General features: G+C 43.0%; 12 protein-coding genes. 6 read left to right on the top strand and 6 right to left on the bottom strand.

Going from position 1 to position 12,135, the window contains the following annotated elements; genetic code table 11:
• The first annotated feature begins 147 nt into the window (after positions 1-147).
• From NCCP133_RS09285 to NCCP133_RS09265, 5 genes are all read left to right on the top strand, one after another.
• The gene (locus NCCP133_RS09285) at positions 148-525 is read left to right on the top strand and encodes a DUF309 domain-containing protein (RefSeq protein WP_264804651.1); all 378 of its coding nucleotides are present in this window, start codon (positions 148-150) and stop codon (positions 523-525) included.
• Between the two features lie 270 nt (positions 526-795).
• Complete coding sequence (locus NCCP133_RS09280) at positions 796-2,295, top strand: leucyl aminopeptidase (RefSeq protein WP_264804650.1); 1,500 nt, start codon at positions 796-798, stop codon at positions 2,293-2,295.
• Positions 2,296-2,781: 486 nt separating this feature from the next.
• Complete coding sequence (locus tag NCCP133_RS09275; RefSeq protein ID WP_264804649.1) at positions 2,782-4,095, top strand: Na+/H+ antiporter family protein; 1,314 nt, start codon at positions 2,782-2,784, stop codon at positions 4,093-4,095.
• A 210-nt stretch (positions 4,096-4,305) separates the two neighbouring features.
• The gene (locus NCCP133_RS09270; protein WP_264804648.1) at positions 4,306-4,899 is read left to right on the top strand and encodes a sulfite oxidase-like oxidoreductase; all 594 of its coding nucleotides are present in this window, start codon (positions 4,306-4,308) and stop codon (positions 4,897-4,899) included.
• 147 nt (positions 4,900-5,046) lie between these two features.
• On the top strand, positions 5,047-5,811 hold the full coding sequence (locus tag NCCP133_RS09265; protein ID WP_264804647.1) for a DeoR/GlpR family DNA-binding transcription regulator: 765 nt from the start codon (positions 5,047-5,049) through the stop codon (positions 5,809-5,811).
• Between the two features lie 134 nt (positions 5,812-5,945).
• Here NCCP133_RS09265 and NCCP133_RS09260 read toward each other — a convergent pair whose 3' ends face one another.
• From NCCP133_RS09260 to NCCP133_RS09240, 5 genes are all read right to left on the bottom strand, one after another.
• Positions 5,946-6,467 (bottom strand): MerR family transcriptional regulator, encoded by a 522-nt coding sequence (locus NCCP133_RS09260; RefSeq protein ID WP_264804646.1) that lies wholly within the window; start codon positions 6,465-6,467, stop codon positions 5,946-5,948.
• A gap of 311 nt (positions 6,468-6,778) precedes the next feature.
• Complete coding sequence (locus NCCP133_RS09255) at positions 6,779-7,342, bottom strand: phosphatase PAP2 family protein (protein ID WP_264804645.1); 564 nt, start codon at positions 7,340-7,342, stop codon at positions 6,779-6,781.
• 272 nt (positions 7,343-7,614) lie between these two features.
• On the bottom strand, positions 7,615-8,646 hold the full coding sequence (locus NCCP133_RS09250) for an alpha/beta fold hydrolase (protein ID WP_264804644.1): 1,032 nt from the start codon (positions 8,644-8,646) through the stop codon (positions 7,615-7,617).
• A gap of 1 nt (position 8,647) precedes the next feature.
• Entirely contained in the window at positions 8,648-9,082 is a 435-nt protein-coding gene (locus NCCP133_RS09245) for a hypothetical protein (protein WP_264804643.1), read from the bottom strand.
• A gap of 48 nt (positions 9,083-9,130) precedes the next feature.
• Positions 9,131-9,904: an SDR family oxidoreductase gene (locus NCCP133_RS09240; RefSeq protein ID WP_264804642.1), complete on the bottom strand. Its 774-nt coding sequence runs from the start codon at positions 9,902-9,904 to the stop codon at positions 9,131-9,133.
• 234 nt (positions 9,905-10,138) lie between these two features.
• On the opposite strand from NCCP133_RS09240, the gene NCCP133_RS09235 reads away from it, so the two are divergent.
• Positions 10,139-10,384 carry a hypothetical protein gene (locus NCCP133_RS09235; protein WP_264804641.1) on the top strand — a complete coding sequence of 82 codons (246 nt, stop codon included), beginning with the start codon at positions 10,139-10,141 and terminating at the stop codon, positions 10,382-10,384.
• A gap of 49 nt (positions 10,385-10,433) precedes the next feature.
• On the opposite strand, the gene NCCP133_RS09230 is transcribed toward NCCP133_RS09235, so the two are convergent.
• Positions 10,434-11,843 carry an alanine/glycine:cation symporter family protein gene (locus NCCP133_RS09230; protein WP_264804640.1) on the bottom strand — a complete coding sequence of 470 codons (1,410 nt, stop codon included), beginning with the start codon at positions 11,841-11,843 and terminating at the stop codon, positions 10,434-10,436.
• Positions 11,844-12,135: the final 292 nt, after the last annotated feature.

Genomic DNA, 12,135 nt, shown 5'->3' with positions numbered 1-12,135 from the left:
GTTTCACTTTATTTTCTTCTTTCCCCATTTAATCTGGAATATACATAAGAGAATGTGATTAATGCGGAAGATGTGCGAGTACTCTTTCCTTTTGCTAGAATGAACAGTAGCAGCCGTTTAAGGACTTGTAAAATGGAGGAAATTCAAATGGAAGATTACCCGGTTGAATATTACGAGTTCTTCGTCAGCTTTAATGAAGGCGACTATTATACTTGCCACGACCTTCTTGAGGAAATGTGGATGACAGACAAAGGCAATCTTTTTTTCAAAGGGCTGCTGCAAATGAGTGTCAGCATTTACCACTATGAATATGGCAATGTGAAAGGAGCAAGGCTTATGATGCAGGCGGCTTTTGATTACTTGCAGCCGTATCGCCCGAAGCATTGGGGGCTTGATGTGGAGCATGTATATGGGTTTATTGAAGAATGCCTCTCCATTTTTCCGAAGGACATTGATCGGGTGCCTTTTGAGGAGGCTGGAAATCTTCCGAAACTCCCAAATCTTATCTTGTATTTAGAAGATTAATTTTTATCGCAGTCGAACGGACAGTAAGACCCTACTTCAAGACTCAGAGGAATCAATGGAGCAATAATGGAGCTCAAACTGCCTGTAAAGGACCGAAAAGCAGAACAAAGATTAAAAACACCACATCCTGTGGGCCACAACCAACAATCAGTGGGGGATAAAGAGCACCCCACTGATTGAAGTTTCACTTTATTAAAATTAGATTGTCGAAATAAGTATGTGTTTTCGATATAATGAGATATATTAGCAGTTTATTATGGGGGTGCAAAAATGTTTTCAGTAAAACAGGACTTCAATTATTCAGCTGAACACGAATGCCTAATTGTCGGTGTGTTTGATAAACCAAACAAATTTGAAGGTATTCTTACCCGTGTTGACGAACAGTTCGGCGGCCAGCTGACAGAGCTGGTGAAAAGCGGAGATATTTCTGTGAAGAAAAAGGCAATTGCCAAAATACATACATTTGGAAAAATCGGTGCCAAACGCTTAATTGCGGTAGGGCTTGGCAAGGAGAAGGAATATAGTTTCGAGATTTTGCGTGAGGCGCTGGGGAGAGCCTTTAAAGAAGTGAAAACGTCCAGGATTCAGGAGGCGGCTGTTTGCCTTGATGCTTTTACAAGCGAAGGAGTAGATGCACTGGATGCTGCCCATGCTGTCAGTGAGGCTTTTGTTCTTGCCACATATGAATTTGAAGGCTATAAGCAAAAATCAAACGAGCCTGAAAAGGACATTGAAAGTATAGCTGTATACAGTTCAGCGGATAAAGAGGATGTCAAAGCATCTCTTACGGTTGGTTACGCACACGGCAAGGGAACGAATTCGGCGCGTACACTCGTTAATTTGCCTGGCAATATGCTGACAGCGACCGATATGGCGAATTATGCATCTGAACTTGCATGGAGATACGATTTTGAGGTTGAAATCCTTGAAAAAGAGGATATGCTTAAGCTTGGAATGGGTGCCCTTTTGGCGGTAAACCAGGGTTCAGCAGAACCTCCTAAAATGATTGTCCTAAAGTACCAGGGCAAGGAAGAATGGAAAGATGTTATTGGTTTGGTTGGAAAAGGAATCACTTTCGACACCGGCGGCTATTCAATTAAGCCGAAGGATGGCATTGTCGGCATGAAAACCGATATGGGCGGGGCAGCAGCAGTGCTTGGCGCCATGGAAATCATCGGCGAGCTAAAGCCTGAGCAAAACGTAGTTGCTGTCATTCCTTCAACAGATAATATGGTCAGCGGAACAGCCTTTAAGCCGGATGATGTAATCACATCTATGAGCGGAAAAACAATTGAAGTTCTTAATGCAGATGCAGAAGGCCGCCTGGCACTAGCGGATGCGGTGACTTATGCGAAGCATCATGGAGCCGACTACCTAGTGGATGTCGCCACACTCACAGGCGGTGTTATCGTCGCACTTGGCGAAGAAACAACAGGTGCGCTGGCGAATAATGAAGAATGGTTCGAACAGGTGCTGGAAGCTTCTTATGAAGCGGGCGAACCAATCTGGCGCCTGCCGCTGTTTGAAAAAGACAAAGAAAGAATCAGAAGCAGCCAAATTGCAGATCTTAACAACTCACCAGGCCGAGCCGGACATGCAATCATGGGTGGAGGCTTCGTAGGTGAGTTTGCCGAAGACACTCCTTGGGTGCACCTTGATATTGCAGGAACAGCTACTGCAACGAAAAACTATGACCTGGGACCAGCAGGCGCAACAGGTGTTATGGTCCGTACACTTGCCTTGCTGGTGGAGAGATTCCAATCTAAATAAGAAAGACGCAGAACTCCGGAGAGATCCGGAGTTTTTTTATTGGTTGTTGGAAAGGGTGATTTCACGGTTATATTTAATTTTTTTTTGCGAAAAAAAAACCCAAATTCGCAGATAATTTCGCGGAATTCTGCATAGGCGGATTTTTAAAGAATGGACAGGCAAACGTATTTGGCAGAAATTCAGCCAAATACAGTTAGTTAGAGAAAAGCAGAATGAGCATTTACCGGCCATTTTAACAAAATTACCGGCCAAACTGGTGATTTTTCCGGCCAAATCTAGTAAAATACCGGCCAAACTGCTCGTTTTACCGGCCAATCAAGTAAAGCTGGTCCACTTTGGTCCAAACTGCCAATCGTAAACTAGTAAAAACCGATTGACACCGAAAGAGGGGATATGATAATTTAATACATGTGTTTTAATTCTCTACCGATTTAGCGGAGTAAAGTAAATGAATAAAAAGTAAGCAAACAGAAAGAGGGTTGCATCATGAATGCAGTTGTACTAGCAGTTCTGATCATGCTTGTTCTCAGCCTTTTGCGTGTGAACGTGGTTCTTGCCCTAGTGGCAGGGGCACTTGCAGGCGGGCTTGCAGGCGGTTTACGTATAGATAAAACGATTGAAGTTTTTTCCAGCGGACTGGGCGGAAGTGCGGAAGTTGCCTTGAGCTACGCTTTATTAGGCGGATTTGCTATTGCGATATCTGCAAGTGGGCTTCCCAACTTAATGGTCGAATGGGTTCTTGCAAAAGTAGGCAAGGAAGGCGAATCTAGAGGGAAAACATTATCGAAGGCACTTATTGTATTTTCCATTTTACTTATGGCAATTTTTTCTCAAAACCTGATTCCTATTCATATTGCTTTTATTCCCATCTTAATACCGCCTTTATTGAAGGTCATGAACGAGTTGAGAATCGACCGCCGCTTAATTGCGTCTGTATTAACGTTTGGCTTAACAGCGCCTTATATACTATTGCCGGTCGGCTTCGGACAGATCTTCCAGGGAATCATTGCAGAAAATATGGAAAGCAGCGGTCTGGCAGTCAATTTATCTGACATTCCAAAAGCCATGCTAATTCCCACTGCTGGACTTGTTGTTGGTCTTCTCATCGCGATTTTTATTTCTTACCGCAAGAAGAGGGACTACCAAACAACTGATATCGTTGAGACGGAAAAAGGCGAATATTCAAAGGCTGGCATTCTTTTTTCTTTAGTTGCCATTGTTGCAGCACTGGTTGTTCAGCTTCTGACTGATTCCATGATTTTTGGCGCATTAACAGGTATTTTAGTTATTTATATCAGCGGCACTATTAAGTGGCGGGAAGCTGATCAGCTATTAACAGAAGGCATGAAGATGATGGCATTTATCGGATTTGTCATGCTGGCAGCTTTCGGATTTGCTGATGTATTAAAAGAAACGGGCGATGTGGAAAGGCTTGTTGAGCAGGCTGGCGCAGTCATCGGCAACAATAAATCGTTAGCAGCCTTGCTTATGCTTCTTGTTGGTTTGCTTGTGACAATGGGAATCGGTTCTTCGTTCTCAACGATTCCAATCATTGCAACTATCTTCGTTCCGTTAGCACTAGAGGTTGGATTCAGCCCAATTGCGACAATCGCACTAGTGGGAACGGCCGCGGCACTAGGAGATGCCGGCTCACCCGCTTCTGATAGTACATTGGGGCCAACAGCAGGATTGAATGCGGACGGACAGCATAACCACATCTGGGATACTTGCGTGCCGACATTTGTGCACTATAACATCCCGCTGATCCTGTTTGGATGGCTTGCGGCGGTCATTCTTTAACCAGAAGCAGCTTCTCTCTTATGGAGGAGCTGCTTTTTAATAGGATCAGAATTTATATCCTTTTGAACTTAGATTCCTGTCTAGCTCCAGGCGCCTATCCCTCGTCTTATGCCTGTCGGGGGTGGGCAAGGCGCCTTGCGCTTCTCTTATTTCTTTTAACAGCTGTGAAAGTAGGTTACCATAAAGAAAAAAGAAATGGAGGCGGCTGCAATGTATTTTGGCAAAGTGAGGACACAGGTTTCCGGCAGGGTTCCGCCAAACCAGAATGTCACGACCGCATTTCCAGTACTTCATTATGGCAATGTCCCGTACTACAAAGATAAGAAGGAGTGGAACCTAAAGGTTTTTGGGGAAGTGGAAAATGAGCTTACCTTCTCCTATGAAGCTGTGATGGACCTGCCACAGTCTGAATACAAAAATGATATCCACTGTGTCACCGGCTGGTCAAAGCTTGATAATGTTTGGAAGGGAGTTGCCGCTGCAGAATTTGCAAGGCGGGCAGCAGTAAAAGATACAGCTGAATTTGTCATTCTCCACGCTGAGGAAGAGTGGACTACTAATCTCCCCATTGAAGATTTTTTAAGAGAGACCAGTTTGCTTGCCCATACACACAACGGCGAAGTTCTAACTCCAGAACATGGATTTCCTTTGCGTGCGGTGTTTCCGCATCTTTATTTTTGGAAAAGCGCCAAGTGGGTGAGGGGGATTGAGTTTTCAGAAACTGATAAGTCAGGGTTCTGGGAGAAAAATGGATACCATAATTATGGAAATCCCTTTAAAGAACAAAGATTCAGCTGGGATTAGATTTAGAATGAAGCTTCGCCATAAGGAATAGGAGGAGTTTTTCCTTATATTCACTTGAAAATGCTTAGGGATAAGGTATATAATAAGACTTAATAACTTATGAAACCTTATATAAGAGCAACTTTACTTAAATAAGCGGGGTTAATCATGTATCAAGAAGAACGATTGTTGGAAATCCTCAACTACCTGGAAATGAATAAGCGGATTTCAGTTGAACAAATATGCGGATTGTTTCAGGTCTCGAGAGATACAGCGAGACGGGACCTCGTCAAGCTTGAAGAAGAGAAGAAGATTATCCGGACAAGGGGAGGAGCCATCCTGCCATCTTCCCGCCATGAAATAAAGGATTATGAAAATCGCCTTAAGATGGTTTCTTCCGAGAAAAAAAGAATCGGTCAAGTGGCAGCTTCTTTGATTCAAAATGGAGATCGAATTATTTTGGACACCTCCACAACGGTTCAGGCATGTGCTGAACATATGGATCAGGTTTCATGCACAGTTGTTACCAATTCCATTAATCAGGCAGAATTACTGTCCTCTAACCAAAATGCGGATATTCTGCTGCTTGGGGGGAAGCTTCAAAAAGAACATCGCTTTTTATATGGAACTTCTGTTATTGATAAACTTTCACAATATCAGGCGGATAAAGCCTTTATTGGAGTTGTTGGCCTTTCAGTGGACGGCCTTACACTTGCACATGAAGAAGATGGAATGGTGAAAAGGAAAATGATCAGCCAGGCAGACGAAGTGATCGTTCTTGCTGATCATACTAAAATCGGTGTGATTGAATTTTTCAAATTTGCTGAGTTAAGTGATATCGATATTCTGATTACGGATCAGATGCCTGAAAAAGGATTTACAGATTTATTGAAGAGGTTTAATGTAGATTTGCTGATAGCGGAGGGTGAATAAATTCTGGCGCTGGCGTAACCCATCCGGGGCGTGACGGCCAAGTACTCTTATACAGCGAATTTGCCTATTTATTAAGCGTTACTGCTGTATTCCAGCTGTAACGCTTTTTTTGCCTTATCAATAAGGGAAGCAGTTCACAAGCCGAAAAGCATGGTAAAGATATTTTTCTTCCTAAGCTTTTTCCTTGGCTTTTCCTGATCAAAAACCAAAAGAGTATCTGAAGGGATGGTTCGGCTTTTTGCCGAAAGCTTAGCTTCCAGAGCTTCAATCCGTTTATTTAGTCGTTCATTTTCTTTGTGCAGTTCTTCCATTTCCCGGCGGTGCTGGAGCAGCTGATAGGAGACGACATCATCCGCTTTACCGTTCAGCCTTTGCTCAAGTTCGCTAATCTTCAACAAAACCTTCTCAATGGCAGGATTGGCTTGTTCGCTTTGGACAGTACCTTTTCTGGACTTTTTCCCCTTTACGGTTACCTCCTGCAAAATCATCCCCTGGTTAAGCTGATCCTGGACCTTCCTTAATAACTCAATGTCCTCTTCCGTAAACAGATAATGCCCCAATTCATTTCGCTCCGTCCGGAGTTCCAGTTGTTTGACCCAACGCTGAATAGTGCTTGGCGAAACCCCTAATAATTTGGCTGCAGCACTTGTATTCATCCTGATCCCCTCCCGTTTTCAAAACCATTTCTAGATGGAATAAGGGATATCCTTCCCAGGTGACAAAACAAGTTTTTTTTCGCCAAAGAAAGTGCTCGTTTTTCATTTTTTTCGCAGTCTAACGGGCAGTAAGACTCCCTCTTCAAGATCCAGAGGAATCGACTGAAGATAAATGGGAGCCCAACTGCCCGTAAAGGCCTGAAAAGCAGATCAAAGACTCAGAAGGCCACATTGTCACAAATGCTGCAGCTTTGGGTCATGCGATATATCGCTGCCGCAGCTTTCTTGGCCCTGTGGGCCGCAACTAATTATCAGCGGGGGATAAAGCTCCCCGCTGATTGAAGTTTCACTTTATTAAATTCCTGTGAATCCCTCTGGGGCTTCGTTTTATAAAGTTTTTCAGTTAACCATCCAATACTTGAGCCAAGAAGTGCGCTTCCAAGGATATCGGATGGATAATGATGGCCTGAGAAGATCCGAGAAAAGCCCGTCAGTATTGAAATCCAGCATAAAGCTCGACCTATAAACCGGTTATTGCAGAGAATGACAACAGCTGCAGCAAAAGAAATAATCGTATGCTTGCTTGGAAATGTGGAGTCTTTCTTTGAAGGAATCAAGATTCCAACCTTTCTTTTTACGAAAGGGCGCGGTTTAAAGTAAAATAGCTTGATGATCCTGTTTATTACTAAAGCTGCCAGTGAGGCAGCCGCAGCTTTCTTCGCCGTTGCTCTGGCAGGCCCTTTGAAAAGCCACATGGCAGCAAGCGTAAAGATGAAAACATATCTTGCCTTATTTGAAAGCAGAATCATCAAATAGTCCATGAAGGCATAGCGGCCAGATATTCGGTTAATGCTATTGAAAATTATTTGGTCCATAAATTAACTCCTTTTGTCTTTATAACTTTAATATTTGCTGCTTTTGCTTTAATCACTCTACAAATTTATATCTGAAAAAAATAGAAAGGCCATACAGAAGTGCATGGCCTGAAAATCCTGCTATTTTTTGAAAAAGTCTTTAAAAACAAGTGATGCAAAGCCCATGTAGGCACTCATGGCTTGGCTGTTTGGGATCGCATTCGAATACTTCCAGAATTGCATTGAACTACCTCCTTTAAATTAGAACTCCCCCGCCTTGGCAGGGGAATTGATTATTCTATCTTTTCAGAACGCACCGAGAGCCACTCATTCAAATAACCAGGCACTTTGCCATCCGATGTAAGGTTGGCATGGCCGCCATTAAGCAGATGAAACTGTTTATCTCTGCTGGAAACAAGGTCCATGATTGGGAGCACTTGCTCTTTGGGAACAAGCCTGTCATGACTTGAAGCGACAGCAAGGAGATTTGCCTTGATGTTACCGGGATCAGCCTTCTTTCCTGCGATACCCAGACGGCCATTGATAAACTTATTCTCTTTTCCCAAGTCATGGAGGATTTGCTTTAAAGCTGCTCCGGCAAAAGGGATATGGCCATTTGACCAGTGGTTGAACCGCTTCCATCTGTGGATATATTCTTCATTGTCTGCGCGGCTCAGCAGCGATAAATAAGGAGAAAAGTAGAGGGGCGATGTAACCAGTCGCATCCCCGCTTTAATGGCCGGAGCAGGAATCAAGCCCCAAGCATCCAAAATGGCATTGGGATCTGTGTCACCATCCCGCAAAGCAGCTGCCCACTGATCGAATAGGGCAACCTTGCTAAAATCAACTGGTGCAACGGAGAGGATTAAATTTCTGATGGGCTCTTCTGCAATGGCAGCATAAATGGCTGCAAAGGTGCCGCCCAGACAAAACCCCATGACGGTTATCCCGTCTGCACTGCTATGGAATAGAGCTCTCCGGACGCCTTTTTGAATATAATGGACAATGTAATCATCCATTGTGAGATCCTTATCCTCATATCCCGGAATGCCAAAGTCAAGCAAGTATACATCATATCCGCTATTGGTTAAAGCTTCGATTAAACTGTTTTTCGGTCCTAAATCAAGGATAAATGCCTGGTTTACAAGCGAATAGATAAGGAAAACGGGTACCTTGTATTTCCTTTGAGCAGGAGCATAATGCCATAGAACCGCTTTATTTTTCTTCCAAACAGCCTTTCGGGGAGTCACGCCTATTTCAGGTCCAGGCTGCTGCAGGTTTTTGAAAAAGCGATGCAGCTTTTTAGAGAGAATCGATTCGGCCATTTTAATACTCAGCGCTTTCACTGCTGCTTGAAGATTCTAAATCCTGATCAAGCGTCTCTTTCAGATCTGATAGGACTTTGAGGATCCCATTGGAGTCCGTACCGTTCAGCGATCTTTTTAATTCATCGAAAGATTGGGTTAGAGCGATTACTTTTTCATCTATCAAATCCATTTTCTCTTCTGCCTGGACTGTTAATTTTGCTGCATTTGCTACATCTGTTTTTGTTGGGAAATTAAGAGGAACAGAAAGAGTTTCTATTGCCTGCTGCAGCTTTTTCATAGCAGCAGCTGTCACCTCTGAGCGGGTGAGCATGTCTTTAAATATTTCTTCTTTATTAATGGATTTCTGAATGGATTCATTTAGCTCTTTCTCCAGCTTCGTTCCTGCTTTCTTAATAGCATTCAGCAAAGCTTCGGTATGGTTAATCGACGACATTAATATATTCTCCTTTCTGTTTTTGAATTAAATTGGTTTTAAAAATACTTAAAGCGACACGGTCATCCCGCCGTCTACGACTAAAATCTGGCCGGTGATGTAGTCAGACGCTTTGGAAGATAGAAAAACGGCCGTGCCTTTTAAGTCATCATCGTTGCCGAATCTTCCTGCAGGAATGTTTTGAAGAAATGAGGAGCTTGATTTTTCCAGTGCTTTTGTTATTTTGGTTGGAAAGAAGCCGGGTGCGATTGCATTTACCTGTATCCCAGAGGAAGCCAGTTTTACAGCAAGATCCTTTGTAAGGGAGATAACGGCTCCTTTGCTGGTGCTGTATGCCACCGCATCCAATAGCGCTGACTGTGTTCCTCTCATGCCTGTTACCGAGGATATATTGATGATTTTACCGTGTCCCTGCTGCTGCATGATTCTTGCAGCAGCCTGAGAAAATAAGAACATCCCTTTAAGGTTCACATTCATCACCTTGTCCCATTTATCAGCAGGAAGTTCTAATAGGGGAGCTATCCATGATGTCCCGCTATTATTGATGAGAATGTCAATGCTCCCGAATTGGTCCCAAGTTTGGCTGATTACTCGTTGGATGTCTTTTTCATTTGTTATGTCACATTGAATTGCTGCTGATTTCATGCCTTTTGCTGATAAGTTTTTGCTGACGCGCTCACAGGCTTCGAGAGTGCGTGAGCATATGACGACATTTGCTCCGGCTTCACCAAGCGCCATTGCCATTTGTTCGCCAAGTCCCCGTCCGCCTCCAGTCACAATGGCTGTTTTATTTTTTAAATGGAATAAATCATTCATTTCCATTGCCATCCCTCCTTTATGCCATTTTTATTTGCCATGTACCCTTTTGAAATCACCGCAGTCTAACGGGCAGTAAGGCCCTCTCTTAAGTTTCACTTTATCTTTAAATAGACCTCGATATAGTATAAACAAGCAGATCACCAGTGGTGCTAAAATTGATGCTTTAGCCTTATCCCAAATGTATACGCAGGAAGGATTAGGAAAAAGATGAATAGTAAATGGGAGGGAGGAAACATTGTGCGCAAGGACGAAATAAAAGAGATTTTTGAAGAGTCTGCATCGCCCTCGCTTAACGGAGGGCTTGCTTATAAAATATGGCTAACGGGTGTTTGGGATGAGGAAGAGAAGGAGGATATTGAAGCTTTTCTGATTGCATATGCATTTGATGGGGAAAGAGACCTCTTTACAGATGAACTGCTTTATCATTCCCGCATTTTTAAATTTATAAATGAAAGAGCGGATCCGCCTCCCTTCACAACGTAAAAAAACAAACACAGATCTGTTGACCTGTGTTTGTTTTTAAAACTATATCTTAACTAGCCTTTTTAAGCTGCTTATTAGCTGTTTTGTAATGATTTTCAAAGAATTCATTTGTATCTTTTACAACTACTTTGCTAAGCAGGATTAATGCGATTAAGTTCGGAATCATCATTAATGCATTTGCCATGTCTGCGAAAGCCCAAACGGTTGTCAGGTTGGCAACTGCACCGATTCCTGTGGCAAGGATATAGATTCCGCGGTAGCCCATAATACCTTTTGTTCCAACAAGATATTCAAAGCACTTTTCACCGTATACATACCAGCCTACGATTGTGGAGAACCCGAAGAATATAACAGAGAACGCGACAATGTATTCACCGACTCTGCCAAGGGCATGTGCGAATGCAGCACTTGTTAATGCGCCGCCGTCAAGTCCGGCCTCATGCGGTACCCCGGAAAGCAAGCCGCCCGTTGTGTCCCAGAAGCCTGTAATAATGAGAACTAATCCAGTCATTGTACAAACAACGATTGTAACGATAAAAGTACCTGTCATGGCTACCAGCGCCTGTTTAACAGGATGGTCAGTTTTCGCATTTCCTGCAATAAGGGCTGCTGTACCAAGACCCGCTTCGTTAGAGAAAATACCTCTTGCCACACCATTTTTAATAGCTTCAGATACAACAACACCGACAAATCCGCCAGTTGCAGCAACGGGATTGAAAGCATAGAAGAAAATTGTTTCGAAAGCAGGGATAATCTGGTCGTAGTTAACGGCAAGGATAATCAAAGCTCCGCCAATATAAAGCACAGCCATGATTGGTACAAAGAATCCGGCAACTGTACTGATGCGCTGAATTCCGCCAAAGATGATTAATGTGGCCAGAACAGCCAGAACAATGCCAGTAATCCAGTTGTTAATGCCAAAAGATGTATCCATAACCGCAGCAATTGTGTTAGATTGAACACTGTTTCCAATTCCAAGTGCTGCAAAAGCCCCAAAGATAGCAAAAGCTACAGCCAGCCACTTGAACTTTTTGCCAAGCCCGCGTTCTACATAATACATAGGGCCGCTTGAGTACTCGCCATTTGCATTTTTTACACGATATTTCATAGCCAGCATAGCTTCGGCATATTTGGTCGCCATACCGAGCAAACCAACGATCCACATCCAAAAGATAGCTCCAGGCCCACCGAGCGTAATCGCAGTTGCAACCCCGGCAATATTACCGTTCCCGATTGTAGCAGCAAGAGCAGTCATAAGAGCCTTAAAGTTACTTACATCCCCTTCGTCGTTCGAAGATGCTTGTCCCTCTTTTGTAAATCCTAATTTAAATGCGTAAAGAAGTCTTCTAAATTGAAGGCCTTTCAGCATGAATGTTAAAAGTACACCAGTACCAAAAAGCAAAACCAAACTTGGAGTACCCCAGAGCACCCCGTTAATTTTATTAAGCGTTTCAAGCATAAAATCCTCGCCTCCTAGATGTTAACGCTTTCAATTTGTGTAAATAAACTATAAATCTATGAAATTTATGTGAGCAAGTCCTATTGTAAAATTATCTAAATATAACTTCAAGCCTTTTTCATGAATTAAAATAATTGGGAATTTTATAAAAATAATACCTTATACCACTCGGATTTTGTCGAATTGCGATTGGCTGATTGGTAGAGTGCAGGAGTGGAATGAGGTATACTATTAGAGGCAGTAATCGTTTTTCTAGCTGCAAAAATTAGTGACTTGAATATATTAGAGGCTT

Source organism: Cytobacillus sp. NCCP-133 (genome assembly GCF_026011715.1).
Classification (GTDB): Bacteria; Bacillota; Bacilli; order Bacillales; family Cytobacillaceae; genus Cytobacillus.
This window is presented reverse-complemented; position numbering and strand designations above follow the sequence as displayed.

Coding starts and splice junctions, on each gene's coding strand:
- NCCP133_RS09285 (WP_264804651.1), top strand. CDS start 148: ATGGAAGATTACCCGGTTGAATATTACGAGTTCTTCGTCAGCTTTAAT.
- NCCP133_RS09280 (WP_264804650.1), top strand. CDS start 796: ATGTTTTCAGTAAAACAGGACTTCAATTATTCAGCTGAACACGAATGC.
- NCCP133_RS09275 (WP_264804649.1), top strand. CDS start 2,782: ATGAATGCAGTTGTACTAGCAGTTCTGATCATGCTTGTTCTCAGCCTT.
- NCCP133_RS09270 (WP_264804648.1), top strand. CDS start 4,306: ATGTATTTTGGCAAAGTGAGGACACAGGTTTCCGGCAGGGTTCCGCCA.
- NCCP133_RS09265 (WP_264804647.1), top strand. CDS start 5,047: ATGTATCAAGAAGAACGATTGTTGGAAATCCTCAACTACCTGGAAATG.
- NCCP133_RS09260 (WP_264804646.1), bottom strand. CDS start 6,467: ATGAATACAAGTGCTGCAGCCAAATTATTAGGGGTTTCGCCAAGCACT.
- NCCP133_RS09255 (WP_264804645.1), bottom strand. CDS start 7,342: ATGGACCAAATAATTTTCAATAGCATTAACCGAATATCTGGCCGCTAT.
- NCCP133_RS09250 (WP_264804644.1), bottom strand. CDS start 8,646: ATGGCCGAATCGATTCTCTCTAAAAAGCTGCATCGCTTTTTCAAAAAC.
- NCCP133_RS09245 (WP_264804643.1), bottom strand. CDS start 9,082: ATGTCGTCGATTAACCATACCGAAGCTTTGCTGAATGCTATTAAGAAA.
- NCCP133_RS09240 (WP_264804642.1), bottom strand. CDS start 9,904: ATGGAAATGAATGATTTATTCCATTTAAAAAATAAAACAGCCATTGTG.
- NCCP133_RS09230 (WP_264804640.1), bottom strand. CDS start 11,843: ATGCTTGAAACGCTTAATAAAATTAACGGGGTGCTCTGGGGTACTCCA.